Source organism: Izhakiella australiensis (genome assembly GCF_002006995.1).
GTDB lineage: Bacteria > Pseudomonadota > Gammaproteobacteria > Enterobacterales > Enterobacteriaceae > Izhakiella > Izhakiella australiensis.
The window spans coordinates 380,572-400,591 of the sequence record NZ_MRUL01000002.1 but is presented as its reverse complement, the minus strand read 5'-3'; the positions used below and the strand labels follow the sequence as shown (position 1 = coordinate 400,591).

Annotated in this window: 13 protein-coding genes; 6 read left to right on the top strand and 7 right to left on the bottom strand. The window is 53.4% G+C overall.

Annotated elements, in window-relative coordinates; genetic code table 11:
- Nucleotides 1–39 precede the first annotated feature (39 nt).
- The 4 genes from BTJ39_RS05200 (at nt 40) to BTJ39_RS05185 (ending at nt 4,845) form a co-directional block, all read left to right on the top strand.
- A complete protein-coding gene (locus BTJ39_RS05200; protein WP_078001613.1) occupies nt 40–378 on the top strand; it encodes an ArsR/SmtB family transcription factor in 339 nt (112 codons plus the stop codon).
- A 297-nt stretch (nt 379–675) separates the two neighbouring features.
- Nucleotides 676–1,416 carry a prepilin peptidase gene (locus BTJ39_RS05195; protein ID WP_139356314.1) on the top strand — a complete coding sequence of 247 codons (741 nt, stop codon included), beginning with the start codon at nt 676–678 and terminating at the stop codon, nt 1,414–1,416.
- A 204-nt stretch (nt 1,417–1,620) separates the two neighbouring features.
- Complete coding sequence (locus BTJ39_RS25270) at nt 1,621–3,528, top strand: carbohydrate-binding protein (protein WP_096777684.1); 1,908 nt, start codon at nt 1,621–1,623, stop codon at nt 3,526–3,528.
- A gap of 357 nt (nt 3,529–3,885) precedes the next feature.
- A complete protein-coding gene (locus tag BTJ39_RS05185) occupies nt 3,886–4,845 on the top strand; it encodes a lytic polysaccharide monooxygenase (RefSeq protein ID WP_078001610.1) in 960 nt (319 codons plus the stop codon).
- A gap of 91 nt (nt 4,846–4,936) precedes the next feature.
- Here BTJ39_RS05185 and potD read toward each other — a convergent pair whose 3' ends face one another.
- From potD to BTJ39_RS05160, 5 genes are all read right to left on the bottom strand, one after another.
- A complete protein-coding gene (gene potD, locus BTJ39_RS05180) occupies nt 4,937–5,980 on the bottom strand; it encodes a spermidine/putrescine ABC transporter substrate-binding protein PotD (protein ID WP_078001609.1) in 1,044 nt (347 codons plus the stop codon).
- 12 nt (nt 5,981–5,992) lie between these two features.
- Nucleotides 5,993–6,766, bottom strand: a complete 774-nt coding sequence (gene potC / locus BTJ39_RS05175) for a spermidine/putrescine ABC transporter permease PotC (protein ID WP_078001608.1) — start codon at nt 6,764–6,766, stop codon at nt 5,993–5,995.
- Nucleotides 6,763–7,614 carry a spermidine/putrescine ABC transporter permease PotB gene (gene potB, locus BTJ39_RS05170; protein ID WP_078001607.1) on the bottom strand — a complete coding sequence of 284 codons (852 nt, stop codon included), beginning with the start codon at nt 7,612–7,614 and terminating at the stop codon, nt 6,763–6,765. Before potB ends, potC begins: the two co-directional genes overlap by 4 nt.
- Complete coding sequence (potA, locus tag BTJ39_RS05165; protein ID WP_078001606.1) at nt 7,607–8,728, bottom strand: spermidine/putrescine ABC transporter ATP-binding protein PotA; 1,122 nt, start codon at nt 8,726–8,728, stop codon at nt 7,607–7,609. The genes potB and potA overlap by 8 nt, the downstream gene beginning before the upstream one ends.
- 514 nt (nt 8,729–9,242) lie before the next feature.
- Entirely contained in the window at nt 9,243–11,063 is a 1,821-nt protein-coding gene (locus tag BTJ39_RS05160; protein ID WP_139356313.1) for a carbohydrate-binding protein, read from the bottom strand.
- Nucleotides 11,064–11,456: 393 nt separating this feature from the next.
- Between BTJ39_RS05160 and BTJ39_RS05155 the strand changes: the two genes are divergently transcribed.
- Nucleotides 11,457–11,792, top strand: coding sequence for a DMT family transporter (locus tag BTJ39_RS05155; protein WP_176110238.1), 336 nt, complete (start codon nt 11,457–11,459; stop codon nt 11,790–11,792).
- A gap of 102 nt (nt 11,793–11,894) precedes the next feature.
- On the opposite strand, the gene BTJ39_RS05150 is transcribed toward BTJ39_RS05155, so the two are convergent.
- Nucleotides 11,895–12,578 carry a response regulator transcription factor gene (locus BTJ39_RS05150; protein WP_078001603.1) on the bottom strand — a complete coding sequence of 228 codons (684 nt, stop codon included), beginning with the start codon at nt 12,576–12,578 and terminating at the stop codon, nt 11,895–11,897.
- A 741-nt stretch (nt 12,579–13,319) separates the two neighbouring features.
- Between BTJ39_RS05150 and BTJ39_RS05145 the strand changes: the two genes are divergently transcribed.
- Nucleotides 13,320–19,217 (top strand): inverse autotransporter beta domain-containing protein, encoded by a 5,898-nt coding sequence (locus BTJ39_RS05145; RefSeq protein ID WP_078001602.1) that lies wholly within the window; start codon nt 13,320–13,322, stop codon nt 19,215–19,217.
- 61 nt (nt 19,218–19,278) lie between these two features.
- Here BTJ39_RS05145 and BTJ39_RS05140 read toward each other — a convergent pair whose 3' ends face one another.
- Nucleotides 19,279–19,962 (bottom strand): LuxR C-terminal-related transcriptional regulator, encoded by a 684-nt coding sequence (locus BTJ39_RS05140; protein WP_078001601.1) that lies wholly within the window; start codon nt 19,960–19,962, stop codon nt 19,279–19,281.
- Nucleotides 19,963–20,020 lie beyond the last annotated feature (58 nt).

Genomic DNA, 20,020 nt, shown 5'->3' with positions numbered 1-20,020 from the left:
CTATGTAGTTATTTGTACTTCGTGATGGAGAGAGCGTTTATGTCGGGAGTGAATGCGTCGCCTGAGTCAGGACTGCAAGAAGCGTTACACGCGCTTGCTAACCGCCATCGCCTGATGATCGTTGGCTGGTTGGCCGACCCTAAAGCCCATTTCCCCGAACAGCAGGATGGGGACCTTATTGACGATGGCGTCTGTGTCGGATTTATTACCGCCAAAACCGGCCTCAGTCAGCCAACGGTGACCACCCATATGCAGGTGCTGGCGAGGGCAGGGCTGGTGACGGCGAAAAAGATCAAAAACTGGGTTTATTACCGGCTTAACAACCCGGTGACAGAACAATTTCTGGCACAGCTTGGCGCTCACCTGCGCCGGCCATAGTACCGCGTTTCGGTTGGTGTCGGCCGCCGGATAGCGTGACATCCCCCATAATGTTATGGCAGGAAGGCTATAACCGCCCGCAGCCGATCGCTTCAGGCCTTCACCCGCCGCTTGCGCCGCACGCAAATAAATCGCGTTGGTAAGCCGATAGTTCTTTTTCTGTTGCAGACTTTTCTCCATTTACGACTGATTATTTTCTGTTCTTGCCGAATTCAGGTTCCCTGCAGCCTGGCCTCGCCGCACGCCGGTAACTGCGTGTTAGTATCGCCGCTCTTTTGCTTTCTTAATGAGGTTAATATGCTGGTCTCACTTTTTTTTGCATTAGTGGGGGCAATCGTCGGAAGTTTTATTAACGTGGTTATTTACCGGCTGCCGCGTATTTTACGGGGAGAGTCAATTAACCTGTCATTACCCGCCTCGCACTGCCCGCAATGTAAAACGCCGGTTAACATTCGCCATAATATACCGCTGCTGGGATGGCTGCTGCTGCGTGGGCGCTGCCATCACTGCAAACAGCGTATTAGTCCACGCTACCCGCTGATTGAATTATTGGTCGCGGGGCTGTTTTTCCTGACGATTTATCTGCATGGCGTGACGCCGCAGGCGCTGATTGCCTTACTGATTATCAGCCTGCTGGTGCCGCTGTTTTTTATCGACCTGGATACGTCCTTATTACCTAACCGGCTGACACTGCCGCTGCTGGCTATCGCGGCGGGTAGCGCGCTGTGCGGCTATGGCCTGGTTAGCTGGCAGGAGTCGCTGCTGGCGGCGGCGACGGGCTTTGCTCTGCCCTGGCTGTCAGACCGTTTCTATCGCTGGCGCAGCGGTAAAGCGGGTATGGGGATGGGCGACATGAAGCTGTTCGCTGGCGTGGGCGCCTGGCTGGGGCTGGAAGCATTATTTCAGGTCATGCTGGTGGCTTCGCTGCTGGCTATCATCAGCGCGCTGTGCATATTGCGCCGTAAAGTTGGCGAAACCTTTCCCTTCGGTCCCTATCTGGTGCTGGCTTCTGTTATCGGTTTTTTCTGTTTTATCTGACCGGAGAATGTTCTTAATAACGCCGCCTGAGTTCTTAAATACATAGTTAATATTAATTTTTATTCTGTTTTCAGAATGGTGCGCGCGAGCGCTGTCCCATTTTTATCGTTTTTATCCGTTTGTTCGCGTCGGCAGCTTATTCGCTACGCCCATTACGGATGAAATATTGGATTTTTAACCGGGTTAAATAAAGAAATAAACTCCATGAAAAAAGTACTGAAACGTACAATGCTGGCCAGCAGCATATTGCTGGCCGGAATCTCAGCCAGCGCTTTTGCCGCTGCGCAGGACGCGGCCTCCGCCATGCCGGATATGAGCGGTAAAAAAATCCTGGTAGGATTCTGGCATAACTGGGCCAGTAAATCAGATGGCTATAAGCAGGGCACTTCTGCTGAAATGCCGCTGAGTGAAGTGCCGGAAGCTTATAACGTGATTACCGTGGCCTTTATGACCGGTGATGGTATTCCGAGCTTCACGCCGTATAACCTGTCCGATGAAGCGTTTCGCGCGCAGGTTGCACAGCTGAACGCTGGCGGTCGGGCGGTTTTGCTATCACTCGGTGGCGCTGATGCGCACATTCAGCTGAGCCAGGGCGATGGGCCAAAATTTGCCGAGGAAATTATCCGGCTGGTAGAGAAATATGGCTTTGACGGCCTGGATATCGACCTCGAAGGTTCTGCTATTACTGCCGGCAAAAACGTCACTGAAATTCCGGCAGCGCTTAAGATCGTTAAGCAAAAATATCCGCATTTTATTATCAGCATGGCGCCGGAGTTTCCGCACCTGCGCAACGGCGGTATGTACCAACAGCTGATCAAAAATCTTGAAGGCTATTACGATTTTATTTCGCCTCAATTCTACAACCAGGCCGGTGACGGCGTGTACGTTGATGGCGTTGGCTGGCTGGCTCAGAACAACCTGGAAAAGCAGGGTGATTTTCTGTTCTATCTGACCGATTCGCTTATTCACGGTACGCGCGACTATATTCAGATTCCCGCCGATAAATTTGTCATCGGTCTGCCTTCTAACCCGGATGCGGCCGGCAGCGGCTACGTTAAAAATGAAGCCGACGTGCGTACTACGCTGGAAAGGCTGGCCGCTCAGGGAACGCCGATTAAAGGACTGATGACCTGGTCGGTGAACTGGGACGCCGGACGAAACGCCAGCGGCAACGCCTATGGCTACGAGTTCGCAAACCGCTACGGCAATCTGATTCATGAGGATCATGTTGATGCACCGGATACTGAAGCCCCGGGCGCGCCGGGCAAACCGGCTGCGATGGTGAGTGCATCAATGATCAGCCTGCAATGGCGCGCTGCCGTTGATAATCAGGGCGTCAAACATTATGAAGTATTGCGCGACGGCAATGCGATTGGCCAGCCGATGCTGCCAGAGTTTCACGATACCGCGATTAAACCGGCTACGCAGTATGCTTATCAGGTTATCGCGGTGGATAACGCCGGAAACCGTTCGGCGGCCAGTGAAACGACCTATGTCACCAGCGCGGACCAGGAGCAGAAGCCGGAGCAGGACGTTCAGGCACCTTCTGTGCCGCAGGGATTGCAGGCCTCCGGCATTAGCCAGACCAGCGTACAGCTGAAGTGGCAGGCTGCAAGCGACAACGTTGCGGTGACCGGCTACCGGGTGTGGCGTGATAATAAACTGGTGCATACTGGCGCCCATACCCAGTGGACAGACAGCAGCCTGAAAGCAGGCAGCACTTACCATTATCAGATCTCCGCCGTGGATGCGGCGGGCAACCAGTCGGTAAAAGGACCGTCGATTACGGTTAAAACCGATGCTCAGCCCGATAACGGCGGCCCTGATAACGGTGGCGATCACAGCCAGTGGAGCAGCCAGACAATTTACCATGGCGGCGAAGTGGTGAGCTGGAAAGGCAAGCAGTATAAGGCAAAGTGGTGGACGCAGAACAATGAGCCCGGCGCCAGCGACGTCTGGCAAAGTATGAGCCAGGATGTTAGCGGCGAGTGGAATGCCGGCAACGTCTACCTCGGCGGCGATGAGGTGAAATACCAGGGTAAAAGCTGGGTAGCGAAATGGTGGACCAAAGGTGATAAGCCCGACAGCAGTGACGTCTGGCGCTTAAAGTAAGCGAACAGTTAAGCCCGGGAAGCCGGGCTTAACTTGCGCACAGAAGCCTATCGACTAAAAATACGTTATCGCCTGACAGGCGCAGCTGCGAACCGGGTTGCACAGAGCAGATTGGCCCGGCAAAAGCGTCAGCCTGCGGATGCCGGGGCGCGGCGTTCCCGCTTCGGCGTATCAGCGAATATTGGCGATGAGGCCGACCCAGAGCCTTCGCCCCCGACGCAGAATTTTCTTTATCCTCTCTCCCCTGGTTCTTAGCTTCACAAAGAGCCGCCTGATAGTCGCGCCATAGCGCGATCGCTAATCTTAAGCCCGACAACAAATCTGACTACTTCTTGTTTATAAAGGGCATATCGCATTATGAAAGTATCAAAAACGTGTTTTGCGCTGGCGGCATTGCTGAGCGCATCAGGCGCCTGGGCGCATGGCTATGTTAGCGAGCCTGCCTCACGCGGCTACCTTTGCACTAACGATCAGGGCAACCAGAATAAAGACTGCGGCGCCGTGCAGTACGAACCGCAGAGCGTGGAAGGCGGCGATGGATTCCCGGCCTACAAAACGGAAAGCAGCGGCGGAAGCATCGTAAACGCCCCCAAAGATGGTGAGATCGCCGGCGCAGGCCTGGCAACCATGAGCCCGCTGAACGCGCAGAGTGATAGCCGCTGGCATAAGCATGCCATGAGTGCCGGTAAGTACAGCTTCGCATGGACTTTTACCGCGCCGCATCGCACCAAAGACTGGCGTTATTACATCACTAAGCCGGACTGGAATCCGAATAAGCCGCTGAGCCGTGCGTCATTCGAGACGACGCCGTTTTGCGTGATTGACGGTAAAAATCAGATCCCGGCTTTAGGTAAAAGCCAGCCTCATGAGTGTAACGTTCCGGCGCGTGAAGGTTATCAGGTAATCCTCGCCACCTGGGACGTGGGCGATACCGACGCGACTTTTTATAACGTGATTGACGTTGATTTCGGCGGACATAACCATCCGGGCGATAACGATCATGAAGATAACGTAACGCCGCCGGACGACGGTAACAATGGTGGCAATGACAACGTAACGCCGCCGGACGACGGGAACAATGGTGGCAATGATAACGTCACTCCGCCGGACCATGATGACGGTAACAAACCACCATCAGGTGATTACCCGGAGTGGAAACTGGGTCATAAATATCACGGTGGGGAAGTGGTGCACGGCCGTGATGGCAATCTGTACAAGTGTAAAAGCGCCCATGGCGCTAACGGCTGGTGTGGCGCCAGTCCGGTTTACGAGCCGGGAGCCGGTTGGGCATGGGCACAAGCCTGGGATATTAAATAATCGCTAACCGCCGGGCATCCTCATCGCCCGGCTGCGCGGCGTAAATAAAAGACCGCCTCCCATTGTTCAGAACGGGAGACGGTCTTTATGTTTAACGGCCGGCCTTCAGCCTTTCAAACAGCGTTTCGTACAAGGTGCTGGCGGAGCCTACGTCATTTTGCCATTCGCCTTTTTGGATAACCTCTTCAGGCGGATAGAGCGTCTGATCGCCGCTGATCTCTTTTGGCAACAGCGCTCTGGCCGCGAGGTTCGGCGTCGGATAACCAATCGTTTTGGCAACCTTCGCGGCGACTTCCGGGCGAAGCAGGAAATTGATCAGCTTTAATGCGCCTTCCTTATTTTTAGCATTCGCCGGAATGGCCAGACTGTCCATCCAGAAAATACCGCCTTCCTTCGGCCAGATGACCTGCAGAGGCGTACCGGCCTGACGTGCAACGTAAGCAGAGCCATTCCACACCATCCCGATATTCACTTCGCCCTGCATAAACGGGTTGCCGGGATTATCGGAATTAAACGCCAGTATGTTCGGCATCAGCTTTTTCAGCTCTTGCGCGGCGGCGTTGATCTCGTTTGGATCGGTGGTGTTGCCGGAATAGCCCAGCTTACGCAGCGCAACCTGAAAGACTTCGCGCGCATCGTCGGTCATCAGGATGCTTTCTTTATATTCTGGTTTCCAGAAATCAGCCCAGCTGGTCACGCTCGCGGGATCGATAACATCGCTGTTGACGCCGATAGCCGTCGCTCCCCAGATATAGGGGATAGAGTAATCATTGTTCGGATCGAAAGGTTTATTCAGCAACGCCGGATCGAGATTATGAAAATTGCTTAGCTGGCTCTTGTCGATTTTCTGAATCATCCCTTCTTTGCGCATTTTGGCGACAAAGTAGGTTGAAGGAACCACCAGATCATAGGCCCCGTCTTTATAGGTTTTAAGCTTGGCGTACATGCTTTCATTTGATTCATAGGTGGAATAAATCACCTTGATGCCGGTCTCTTTGGTGAACTGCTCCAGCAGGCCCGGCGGCACGTATTCCGTCCAGTTATAAAAATAGAGCGTATCGCCGCCGTCGGCTCTTACGCTCTGCGTGCTGAGCGCCAGCATACCGGCTGTAAGCAGGTAACCCCATTTCTTCATAACTGCGTCTCCTTATTTGGTTTTATCACGTAACAGCAGCTGACTGATGGCAACCAACAGCAGCGACAGCGCCATTAATATGGTTGCCAGCGCATTAACCTCCGGCGACACGCCGACCTTAACCATGGAATAGATTTTCAGCGGTAAGATTTCAAAGCCTGGGCCGGTGACAAACGAAGAAACCACCACATCATCCATCGACAGCGTAAAGCTGAGCAGCCATCCCGCCGCAACGGCGGGCAGCGCCAGCGGTAGGATAATTTTGCGCAGAATAACGATTTCGCTGGCGCCAAGATCTCTGGCTGCCTCCAGCATGCGAACGTCAAATCCTTTCAGGCGTGACCACACGGTGATGGTGACAAAAGGCAGACAGAAGGTGATATGGGAGAACAGCAGCGACCAGAAGCCCAGCGAGATGCCCAACAGCATAAACAGCACCAGCAGCGAAATCGCCATCACAATGTCAGGCGACATCATCACCACAAACAGCATACCGCCGACAAAAGGTTTGCCGCGAAAGCGGTAACGATAGAGGGCAACGGCAGTCAGCGAGCCGATCACCGTGGTACAGCTGGCGGAAAGTATGCCCATGATTAATGAGTGCTGGGCTGCCTGAATTAAGCTGTCGTTTTGCATCAGCAGCCTGTACCAGTTGGTGCTGAAGCCTTGCCAGCTAATGCCGAAGCGTGACGCGTTGAACGAATTTACCAGCAGGATCGCCACCGGGATATACAGCCAGGCGTAGATGACAGCCATAAAGCTGCCGCGTAGTATGCGTGCAATCATTTCAGCTCCACCTTTTTATTCAACAGGCGCGTCGCACGCCAGTAGAACAGCAGCATGATGCCCATCACCAGCGTCAGAACGATGCTGGTAGCGGCGCCAAAAGGCCAGTCGCGGATATTGAGGAACTGGCTCTTGATGACGTTACCGATCAGCAGATTCTTGGCGCCGCCCATCAGATCGGCGACGTAAAACAGCCCCATCGCCGGCAGTAGCACCAGCAGGCAGCCGGCGACGATGCCCGGCATCGTCAGCGGTAAAATGATGCGAATAAAGGTTTGCAGCTTGCTGGCGCCTAAATCGCGCGCGGCTTCCAGGCAGGGTTTATCGAGCTTTTCCAGACTTGAATAGAGCGGCAGTACCATAAACGGCAGCAGAATATACACCAGGCCAAGGATGACCGCCTCGGAGGTAAACATGATGCGAAAAGGCTTTTCAATCACGCCAACCCACAGCAAAAAATCGTTCAGCCAGCCGCGCACGCCGAGAAAAAGCTTCAGGCCATAGATGCGAATTAGTGAGTTTGTCCAGAAGGGAACGATCAGCAAAAACAGCATAAGCGGTCTGAGCCGCGCAGACAGTTTGGTCAGGCACCAGGCGAACGGATAGCCGATTAGCAAACAAAACAGGGTCGCAATCAGCGCCATGTTCAGCGAGTGCAGCAACACATCGGCATAGAGCGGATCGATAAGCCGCAGATAGTTGTTAAAGGTCAGCTTCAGGCTCACGAATTGCTGCTCGTCGCGCGTCAGGAAGCTGGTGGCGATAATCAGCAGGTTCGGCAGAAAGACAAATAGCACCAGCCAGCCGATAATCAGCGCAATAACGCCTTTCTGAAAACGGTTACGCATGGGAATCACCCGGCAGAACCACCTCCCAGCTTTCCACCCAGTTAATCGACATTTTCTGGTTAATTGAGTGGTCAAAGTCAGGATCGTCTTCATTAAAGAATTCACTTACGGTGATCAGCTTGCCATTTTCAAGCTCGACGGTAGATTCCAGCGTCATACCTTTATAGTTGCGCTCGCGCACATAGCCAATGAGCCCCGCCGGCGCCGCTGAGTCGCCGTCGCCGATTTCATCGACTCGCAAATCTTCCGGACGCAGCAGCACGTGTAGCTTCTGGCCGGCGCTGAGCGGGAAGGGGGCCTGAATATCGCACAGGAAGCCTTCGACGCGGGCGCGGGCGCGCTGGTTATCCAGCGGCGTTACCACTTCGGCGTCAAACACGTTGATTTCGCCGATAAAACGCGCCACAAACAGATTTTTCGGCTCTTCGTAAATTTCGCGCGGCGTACCGTCCTGTTCAATCTCGCCATCGCGCAGCACGACGATGCGGTCGGACATGGTCAGCGCCTCTTCCTGGTCGTGGGTGACGAAAATAAACGTGATACCCAGTTTGCGCTGTAGCGCTTTAAGTTCGTTTTGCATCTGCCTGCGCAGCTTGTAGTCCAGCGCGGACAGCGATTCATCGAGTAATAATACTTTCGGTCGGTTCACCACTGCGCGGGCAATCGCTACGCGCTGTTGCTGGCCGCCGGAGAGCTGATGCGGGCGGCGATCGGCGAAGCTATCCAGCTGTACCATCGCCAGCGCCTGATTTACGCGTTGATTTATTTCTGCATTGGGCGTGTTTTGCATGCGTAAACCAAAGGCGACGTTGTCGAATACCGTCATATGCGGAAATAGCGCATAGCTCTGAAAAACCGTATTGACATGGCGATGCTCAGCGGGCTTGTGCGTAATATCCTCATTATCCAGGAGGATAGTGCCGCTATCGGCCTCTTCGAGGCCGGCAATCAACCGCAGAATGGTGGTTTTACCGCAGCCGGACGGGCCGAGAAGGGTAATAAACTCACCGTGATTAATGGTGAGATTGAAATGCGAGATGACGGCTTTACCATCAAAGGATTTGCTGATATCGCAAAGCGTTACCAATGCCTGCTGGCTTTCTACTGGCGCCATTATTCTTCCTCCTGGGAAAAATGAGGAACTCGCTTTTGCTGCCGCGAGTCCTTCAGCGGTTTATATAATCTTAAGGTCTTGCTTCAACGCCTGTCCGGGTAGTGGAAATAACGTTGTAACTCGCGCTGAGGGTGGAAAAAGTAAGCCGTTCATGCCGATGAGGTGTTTCTTCACCCGCGAGCCAGGTTGCAGAGGCAATTCTTGCGGGCAAGGCGCTGAAAGCCGACGCCGATAGCAATCGGGTGAGAATAGACCTTTCCATTACAGTTCCTTTTGTTTATGGCGAGTAACATTCCCGGTGATGCCATGAACCTTGTTTGCAGGGTGAATATAAGTCAAACGGTGCTGTTTTGTAATAAAATTCATTAATTTTTACCTAAGGTAACGTGGATGATCGGCGTTGCAAGCGATGCCATCAATAAAAAAGCCCCTTTCAATATTCTGATAGGGGCTTATCATTTTCTACGCGATAAATATTATTGAATGTGCTTTATCAGCAAAGATATCTGTCGCCTTAGCGTGCCTGCCAGACGTCGCTGTGGCCTGGTTTGTCGCCCTTAGTCCACCATTTTGCCACCCAATTCTTACCCTGATATTTCACTTCATCGCCGCCGTGGTAGACGTTGCCGGCATTCCACTCGCCGCCAATCTCCTGGCTCATACTTTGCCAAACATCGCTGGCGCCGGGCTCATTGTTCTGCGTCCACCATTTGGCTTTATACTGCTTGCCTTTCCAGCTCACCACTTCGCCGCCGAAATAGGTTTTACTGCTCTGCCAGGCGTCGTGGGCGCCGTTATCCGGGTTGCCGTTGTCTGGGTTACCATTGTCGGGATTGCCGTTGTCCGGGTTGCCGTTATCGGGATTGCCATTGTCCGGGTTGCCGTTATCCGGATTACCGTTGTCGGGGGTCTCGTTATCGCCGCCGTTATTGACTTCAGCTTTGTGCTTAATGGTAAAGGTCACCGGCACCGAGTCCTGCTCGCCGTCATTCACGGTCAGCTTGAAGCCCAACAGCACATCCTTCTGCGTGGCGCCGACATCAAAGCTTGCCTGCGGCTGATTTTTGTTATGCAGGACGACGTGCGGACCCGAGATTTGCTCCCAGCTAAACTGCAAGTTGGCATTTTCAGGATCAGTTGAGGCAGAACCGTCCAGCACCACGTGCGTCGCGCCGGTTATCTCGTCAGGATATTTCACAATGGCCGTTGGCCGCTGGTTATCAATATCGCCCTGAGCATTCTGTGCAGCCTGATGCATCTGATTGATGTAATCAACCTGATCGCCAAAGCTGAGCTGCTGGTTATTTGAACCCAGCGTCCAGACAAAGAAGCCGCCGTAGTGATTAGCTGCTTGCCACGCGGCGCGTTCGATATTTTTCTCACGGGATTCAACGTAGCGGCCATCGGGGCCCCACTGACTGTTAATGGTGTTGCCTAACAGGATTTTTGCCGGGTTGCCAACCGCTCTGGCGTAGTTTGCCATCGCAATTTTGTACTGGAAGTTAGGGCCGGCGTCATAGGTCATGACGTTGAAAAAGTCGAAGACATCTTTGCCCCCGGTCAGCAGCGGCAGCACTTCGCCGTGGTGAGAAGAACGCTTATCTTCGATGAATGAGCAGTCCTGCGTCACGCTGGCATTGATACAGGCTTCCGGATCGGCGCCGACGTGGTAGGTGGTCAGGCTGAGCAATTTCTTGCTGTCAGGTCCAAGTAGCTGACGAACACGCTGCGCCAGCTTAAGCAGATTATCGTTCTCTTGCGGCGTTAAGCGAGCGGCTTTTTCGAAGTCAAAATCGATCCCGTCAAGATAAACGGTGCCGGCTTTTTGAAAGTGGCTCATGTCACAGACTTTGCCATCCCAGCTGTGGGATAAACATTCACCAACCATCTCTTCCGGTTTGAGATTTTTTTTATACACCGGGAAGCCGGTTTTCAGCAGGCGAACCAGACCCTGGGCAATTTTTTCACGGTTAGTATCATTGGCCAGATGTGACCACATCGCTTCGTACGTTTCACCGCCAAAGGCAACCAGCATTTTTTTCTCAGGATGCGCCAGCTTGGCCTGGGTCCAGGTCAGGTAGGGCGTATCCAGATACCAGGCATTATATTCAGGAATGTCCAGCAGCTTGTCAGATGAAGAGATTTTGCCCTCGGCATCCCAGCCGCCGAAGGAGAGCAGATAGGTATCTACTTTGGCGTTATTCAGCTGAGCGGCCGCGTCTGAGGTTAATCCCCATGAGGTTAAATAACTCAGCGTGCGGTTATGCTCTGCCGACATTGCCGACTGTGCAAAAAGGGAGGAGCCTATAAGTAAAGCTAAAGATAATTTTTTCAAGATGGTTTCTCTCAAGGGTTTAAATAAACAGCAGAAATAATGTAACCGCTCAGGCAGAGAGAAATGTCTATATATAGCTAAGATGAGCAGAAGCAAATTAAGGACGAAAGAATGCCATCAGGGAAATAACACAACCGAAGGGAAACGATAGTAAGAATATTCGTATCTGATGGGGAACATGGCTTCCGCAAGCGGGGGCACTTCTGCTACCCTCACTTCAGCAGGAGCAGGCATGCCTGCGACTCAGGGGAGGGAGACTCCCCTTACAGGACGGACGCTATCGCGATGACCGGCAAGTAAATTAATCAGGCATCAGCAGGCGCGCGATGCTGACAGCAGTCAATACGCGGGTAGCTTTCAGACTAATTTTGATGACAGGATTCTGATGAAATGATTAAAATCTATATGCTTTTACTTGTCTCAGTGATTGCTGAAACCATTGCGACCTCAATGGTGAAAGCCTCTGATGGCTTTACCCGGCTGGTGCCCTCACTGATTGTTGTGATTGGTTATGCCATCTCATTTTACGGTCTTTCTCACGTGGTGAAAGTGCTTAATTTAGGTATTGCTTACGCCATTTGGGCCGGGCTGGGGATTATCCTTGTATCAATGATTTCTTATTTTTATTACCATCAAAAACTTGATATGCCCGCTATAGTTGGTATCGCATTTATTATTATTGGCGTCGTGATTATTAATCTTTTTTCAGCGTCACTGATTGAAAAGTAACTATTATCAGGCCTGCTTAGTACAGGCATTTTTTGCTGCCTGTACTTGCTCTTTTGCTGGCATATATTCTTTCCTGATACAGACGGGAACTGCAGCCCGGCATCAGATGGCGATATCAAACATCCGCGTTTGCGCCAGCAGACAGTAAAGCTGGCAGTCGCTTTGTACTCCAAGCTTCTCCATGGCCCGCAGTTTATGGGCGCTGACGGTCTTATTGCTCAGATTTATTTTTGCCGAGATGGCGGTCAGCGACAGCCCGCGACACAGCATCCGCAGCACGTCGTTTTCGCGGGTGGTCAGCTCCTGGCCGAGCAGGGTATCGCGGCGAAACAGCGAGTCCATCAGGCCGCGTTCGATATACACTTCCCCGTCGAGCACCGCGTTGATTGCGCGCCACAGCATGCGCTCGCAGGTTTCGCGGCTGACGTAGCCCCGGGCGCCGGCTTCCAGCGCCATGCGGATAACGTTGGTGTTGCGAAACGGAGAAAGTACGACGATCTTTGTCTGTGGGAATCGGCCTGCCAGCCACTTAATCAGGGCGGTGCCGTCCAGTTCTGAAACCGGACTTTGCGTTTTGCGGGTATTAAGTGAAAAGCCGAGGAACAGGATATCAACCTGTGAATGAGAAAGCAGGGTTACCAGCTCGGCCGGTGAGTCGGTATCGCCAATAACGTTGAATTCAATATTGTCCATGGTGGTATTAGTCACGGACATGGTATTAATCATTGAAAGCATACCGCGACGAATCAGCGTATGTTCATCAGCAATTACAATATTCACAGGCATGGTGTAACCCTCAGTAGTTTTTCGTTTTCGTTAGGAATAAATATACAGATGGCGGTCAGCGGCATCTATCATACCAGTCAGAAAAACGCGTATTTATAAAAAGCCCTGTTCATTAAGGTCATGATGCAACACGACCTCTCCGGGCAGTCCCCATGGTTGTTACTCAGTAAGAGTAGCTGAACCATGGTTGTAACCTATTGACTTTTATCTAAATTAATATTTTCCCTGCCTGAAATGTTTGAGTTAATACTGATGAATTCATGATAAATGCTAAGAGTAAAATACGACTTTTAATGAATGAATCATGACAAAATCACAAAACAATAATTGTTAACCTATGGTGCCGGATTGCCTGTTTTATTACCCTGGAGTAAGTGAATGGTTTGTGTTGTTTCAGCCTTTTCCTGGCAGGATAGAGAGAATTCTTAATTAATCAAGGAGAATGCCTTTTTTACAGATAATGAAATATTGCTAATTTAACGATTCAGTAAACATGTCCTTTCTGCGAGAGCAATAGCCAAATGAAGTAGGGGGATTTATACCGCAATGTGCACTGCGAATAAAAATAATATATCAATGCAGGCTCTGCGCAATGGATGAAATTTAATTGTATATTTAAGTGAGTTTAAGTTGAGTGCCATTAGTTATCGCGTCCGAAAAAACGTTGCTTGTGTTGTCATCTTTCATTATGTCTTTACGCTGTTGGTGTTATTTTTTCCCAACGGACTTAAAGCCACTCCTTTGACGATACAAAAAAATGCTGATGCCCCAGGCTATATTCTTTACCAGAAGCCAGCAGACAAAAGCTGGCAGGATGTCGCTAAGCAATTATCGCTGAAAATAAGCGATGTTGACCGTTGGCAGCGTCAGCTGGCGCAGCAGCATGGGCTCACTTTTACTTCATCTTCTTTATTACCCGCCGATGGTCGCTTAGCGCAGATTTATCCGCGCGTAAAGCTGGTTTTAATGCCTGAAAACGAGAGCATGAGCGACTTTGCCTGGCGTTATAAGCTTGCGCCGGAGCAATTAATCAAGCTGAATCGTCACGTAAAACACAGCTCGCAGCTGGTGAATTTGCCGGGGCAGTGGGTGATCGTGCCAGATGAAAGCCGCACGGCGGTAGCGGGTACCAGTGAGGGTTCGGAAAAGCTGCGTAATATACTGGGATCGTTCTGGCAGTCAGCCCAGCATAACGGTGCCGTCAGCAGCGCACGTACTCAGGCGGAAAATGCCCTCAGTGCTTCCCTGACCGCCGAAGTGGAAAACTGGCTTAGCCAGTCAGGCGCGCGCGCGCGCGTCACCGCCGGCGCCGGACTGAGCAAAGGCAGCAGCTCAGATCTGGGTCTGGACTATTTATACCCTTTTATTAACGGGAAACAGGATACGCTGTTTGTTCAGATGAACGGCCATCGCTGGAATGAACGTAATATTTTTAACGCCGGTATTGGTTGGCGGCATAATTTTAATCCTCAGCTCCTTGGCGGGGTGAATGCCTTTTACGATAAAGATGTCACTCGTCATCATAGCCGGCTGGGTATGGGTCTTGAGTTGTGGAGTGATCGCCTGCACGGGGCGTTCAACTATTATCTGCCGCTCAGTGAATGGAAGCGCTCAGATGCGCCTTTCCTTTCAGACAGCGATCACTATGTCCTTTACGAACGTGCAGCGCGCGGGTGGGATCTCAGCTTTGAGGTCGCTCTGGCGCGCACCGTTTACGGCTGGACGGAATTTTATAAGTGGTATGGCGAGAAGGTCGATGTCACTGGCAGTCGTAATCAGGCCAGCAAAAATCCCTACGGCATGAAGATCGGCCTTAAATGGCAGCCGCTGCCGCTGATTGCGCTGCACGGCGAAAAGCAATTTATTAGCGGGCAGAGTAACAACATTAACGTCGGCGTGGAATTTAGCTGGGAATTTGGTCGATCGCTTGCGGAAATGCTCAATGCGGATAATGCTCAGGCGCTGCCTTCACTACAGGCATCACGCACCGATTTTGTTCATCGTAACAACAATATTGTTCTGGCCTATAAAGAGCAGAAGAAAAGCTGGCATATCTATTTTGACCCGGCGGAGCTCGCGGTACGGGCCGGCAGTGTGGCGTTTATTAATGCCGTGAAAGGCTCAGAAAATGCCCATGTCGTATACAGCTCAACGCAGCCGCAAGTCGCCACCGTTGATGTTGCCAGCGGGCGTGTGGTGCCGTTACAGGTCGGGCAGGCGGTGATTATCGCAGAGCTGTTTGCTTCGATGAAAGATACCGCGCCGGCGGCGGTTGCTCAGTACCGTCTGAGCGTACAGCCCGGCGATTTTGCTCCCTCGGCCAGCGATGTGCAGATCCAAGGTGAAGCCGCAATAGGGAATACGCTAACGGGCAGCTATGTGTATAACGCCAATCAGGGTGAGGCGGAGAGCGGTTCTGTGCTGCAATGGTTCCATGCCGATGCGATGACACAGCCGCTGGCAACCGGCGCAAGCTATCAGGTAGCCGCTGACGATATTGATAAGGATCTGGTATTCCAGGTCATCCCTCAGAACAAGAATAATCTACGCGGCGCGCCGGCTATGGCGCAGATCGCCGGGCCAACGCTGAAGCTGGTTGATATGAAATTTGAACCGCTGAATAACGGCGTCAGGGTTGATGACGTGACGGTCAAATATCTCAAATCGCAAACCGGCAAAATCCAGTTCAGCGTTAAAGCGGTAGATGAACATGGTCGTGCGCTGGCCGATCGAGCTATCTGGTGGCATCAAGGGGCGACGTCGCCAGGTTCGCTCAGCTCGGCGCAAACCCGCACCGACAGCGAAGGACGCGCCAGCGTTATGCTGGAAAGCATCACCACTGCGGGGCGCAATGAAATAGTCGCTTCACTGCATGATAGCGCCGCGGTGACCTACGCCAGTGCATCCCCTCAGCAGGCAACGGCCCGGCTGAAGGTGTTGCAGGTAGAGCCGGAAATGCAGCTGTCGGTTAAAGATAATGTTCAGCAGGTGTTAGTTGGCGCCGATCCGTTAACCTTTACGCTGGCGCTGAAGGAGGAAAACCAGCTGGGCGTTACCGATCGGCCGGTACGCTGGCTAAGTAATGGTAAAGAAGCCGCTACCAGCCGTACCGATAGTGCCGGGGTAACCACCGTTGAGCTGCCTGTTCCTGCGCTTTTTGCTGCGGGAACCTGGCGCGTCGAGGCAATTCTGAGTGATAAAGATCGCCGCACCAGCCTCACGCTGGCGCTGCAAAAAAATCACACCGAGCCGCTGTCGGTGGATGATGTTTCGCTCAGCTGGGGGGATACGGCGCCAGCCTTGCAGGTAACCGGTGGCAACAACAGCACACTGTTCTATCACTCAGATAATGAAGCGGTGGTGACGGTTAATCAACGTGGCCAGCTGACGCTGAACGGTATTGGCGCAGCAAAAATAACGGTTAGCCAGCACGAGACTGAAACGCAGCTGGCGCCGGAGAATGCCAGCGCAAAGGTGACGATAGCTAAAGGCCTGGCCCCTGAGCTGATCGCCCCGGCAATAACGGCGACCTACGGCGACAAGTCACGTAGTCTGACGGTCAGCGGTGGCAATGATGGCGGCGCCCTGAGCTATCGCTCCGGCAATGAAAACATTGTGAGCGTTGATGCTGACGGGCAGCTGACCTTTACCGGAGCTGGTAGCACCACGGTGACCGTCAGCCAGGCGGCAACGGCCACCCAGCAGGCGCCGGCGCCGCTGGCGGTGACGGTGACGGTAAATAAAAAAGCACCGAACGTTAACGTCAGCATGGCCAGTACCATGCAGGTTGGCGGCACGCAGCAAGTTACGGTCACCAGCGACAGCGATGGCCGTCAGCAATATAGCCTTGACCTCGGCGCCGGGGTGCTTGAGGTGACCAGCGGCGGCCTGGTCACGGCGCTGAAAACCGGCTCGGGCAACCTGGCCTTCCAGATTGCGGAGTCGGCAAACTACCTGGCCGCTTCATACTCGTGGAAGATAACCGTTGCGCTGGCCGATGCGCCAGTACTGAGCGCGCAGGCGGTCAGAGTGACCTATGGCGATAAGGCGCAGAAGCTGACGGTTGGCGGCGGCAATGACGGCGGCGCCCTGAGCTATCGTTCCGGTAATGACAGCGTGGTCAGCGTCAATAGCAGCGGGCAGCTGACCTTTACCGGCGCCGGCAGCACCACGGTGACCGTCAGCCAGGCGGCAACGGCCACCCAGCAGGCGCCGGCGCCGCTGGCGGTGACGGTGACGGTAAATAAAAAAGCACCGAACGTTAACGTCAGCATGGCCAGTACCATGCAGGTTGGCGGCACGCAGCAAGTTACGGTCACCAGCGACAGCGATGGCCGTCAGCAATATAGCCTTGACCTCGGCGCCGGGGTGCTTGAGGTGACCAGCGGCGGCCTGGTCACGGCGCTGAAAACCGGCTCGGGCAACCTGGCCTTCCAGATTGCGGAGTCGGCAAACTACCAGCCCGCCTCTTACTCGTGGGGGATAACCGTTGCGCTGGCCGATGCGCCAGTGCTGAGCGCGCAGGCGGTTAAGGTTACCTACGGCGATAAGGCGCAGAAGCTGACGGTTGGCGGCGGCAATGATGGCGGCGCGCTGAGCTATCGTTCCGGTAATGACAACGTGGTCAGCGTCAATAGTAGCGGCCAGCTGACCTTTACCGGCGCCGGCAGCACCACGGTGACCGTCACCCAGGCGGCGACGGCCACGCATCAGGCACCTTCACCTTTAGCGGTGGCGGTAACGGTTGAGCCAAAAACGCCGGATATCCACGTAAGCTTTGCTGAGGTAATGCAGAAAGGTGGCACGCAGCAAGTTGCGGTCACCAGTGACAGCGACGGTAAGCGCACGTTTGGCGCTGACGCCGATAAGGGTGTGCTGAGCGTGACGAATAGCGGGCAGGTAACTGCGCTAAAAGCCGGGTGGGGGAGCCTGACTTTCCGCCAGGATGCATCGACGAACTATCGCGCGGCTTCCGTTTCAGTGCGCATCGACACTTACGGCATCCCCGCCATTGCCAGCGCCAGCGTTACCCCGGCGGGATCGGGCCAAATCAATGGCGGTCTCAGCGCCAGCTATCGTGGCTTTGATGCTCAGGGAACGGGCAGTGATGCGTCGCTCTATCAGTGGTACTGGCGCAAAGTCGGCGACACCAGCTGGCAAAAGTCACAAAAGTCCGACAGCAAAAACAAGCAGTTCACCCCGGATGCGTCATACGCTGGCTATGAGGTGCGGGTTGGCGTCACGCCGAAAGGCAGCGACCGCGCGGTGACCGGACAGGAAGTATTCAGCAACGCGGTATCGATTTACGCAGCGCCTGCGGTGCGCAACCAGATGGTTTCTTCTTCGGCGACTGTCAACGCAAACACCTTGCTGACCGGCCGTTATGATTTCGATGCCCAGGGCACCGGCGAGGATGCGTCTTTATATCAGTGGTACTGGCGAAAAGTCGGTGATAGCAGCTGGCAGCGCGCGCAAAAATCTGGCGCGCAAAGCACAGAGTTCACGCCCGATGCTTCCTATGCCGGTTATGAAGTCCGCCTCGGTATTACCCCCAGAGGCAATAAGCAGAGCATCAGGGGAACAGAAGTATTCACTAGCGTAGTGACCGTTTACGGCACGCCCGTAGCGCGCAATCAGTCGGTTTCTCCTTCAGGCAGCGCCGCAGCAGACACGGCACTGAAGGCCCGCTATGATTTCGATGCCCAGGGCACCGGCGAGGATGCGTCTTTATATCAGTGGTACTGGCGAAAAGTCGGTGATAGCAGCTGGCAGCGCGCGCAAAAATCTGGCGCGCAAAGCACAGAGTTCACGCCCGATGCTTCCTATGCCGGCTATGAAGTCCGCCTCGGTATTACCCCCAGAGGCAATAAGCAGAGCATCAGGGGGACAGAAGCATTCACTAATGTGGTGACCGTTTACGGCATCCCTGCGGTGCGCAATCTGTCGGTTTCCCCTTCAGGCAGCGTATTACCAAATACCCCGCTCAGCGGACGCTATGATTTTGATGCACAGGGTACCGGTGCCGATGCGTCTTTATATCAGTGGTACTGGCGCAAAGTCGGCGACACCAGCTGGCAGAAGTCGCAGAAGTCAGATAGCAAAAGCAGGCAGTTCACCCCGGATGCATCGTACGCCGGCTATGAAGTGCAGCTGCGTATAACGCCTAAGGGCAGTCAGCAAAATGTACAAGGCGCTGAAGTGTTAAGCAGCATAGTGAGCGTTAGCGAACCCGTGACCTGGCATATCGCTCAGGTGAAACATTATTACTATTATAATTTTGTTAAGCCCTGGGTTTATGAACCGCAGGTTTATGTTGTTGATAATAAAGGCCGGCCGGTGGGCAACGTTGAAGTTTGTTTTAAAATTTACCGCGGTGCTATTCCGGGGCTTCCCGGGCCAGGCGTAGGCGGCGAACCTCCGTTGGTTATGCCAAGCGAGGCGTCATTCACCACGACCACTGACACTGACGGCGTTACCTTTGTTAAGCAAGCGTCAGGCACTGGTGGGCAAAAACTGCACATCCGGGCCTGGATTTGTAAATCAAACAGAATGCCGTCAACCTCGCTTTATATGGGAGATGGTAAAAAGGATTGGTATACCGCCCCTGCTGACTGGCAAACCACGGTAAAAGCAAACTAAAGAAAACGCCCCGCCTGATTGCAGGCGGGGCGTTTTCATATTCAGCGGTGATATGGGGAAATCAAATGGCGATATCAAACATCCGCGTCTGCGCCAGCAGGCAGTAAAGCTGGCAGTCGCTTTGTACTCCAAGCTTCTCCATGGCCCGCAGCTTATGGGCGCTGACGGTCTTATTGCTCAGATTTATTTTTGCCGAGATGGCGGTCAGCGACAGCCCGCGACACAGCATCCGCAGCACGTCGTTTTCACGGGTGGTCAGCTCCTGGCCGAGCAGAGTATCGCGGCGGAACAGCGAGTCCATCAGGCCGCGTTCGATATACACTTCCCCGTCAAGTACCGCGTTGATTGCGCGCCACAGCATGCGCTCGCAGGTTTCGCGGCTGACGTAGCCCCGGGCGCCGGCTTCCAGCGCCATGCGGATAACGTTGGTGTTGCGAAACGGAGAGAGTACGACGATCTTTGTCTGTGGGAATCGGCCTGCCAGCCACTTAATCAGGGCGGTGCCGTCCAGTTCTGAAACCGGACTTTGCGTTTTGCGGGTATTAAGTGAAAAGCCAAGGAACAGAATATCAATCCGATCGCGGGAAAGCAGGTTTACCAGTTCAGCCGGTGAGTCGGTATCGCCAATGACATTGAATTTAATATTATCCGGAGCGGTGTTGGCTGCGGACATGGTATTAATCATTGAAAGCATACCGCGGCGGATCAGCGTGTGTTCATCAGCAATCACAATATTCACAGACATTTCTTAATCCTCAGCAGATTTTTGGTTTTGTTGCTGAGGAATATACGGATTGCGCTTA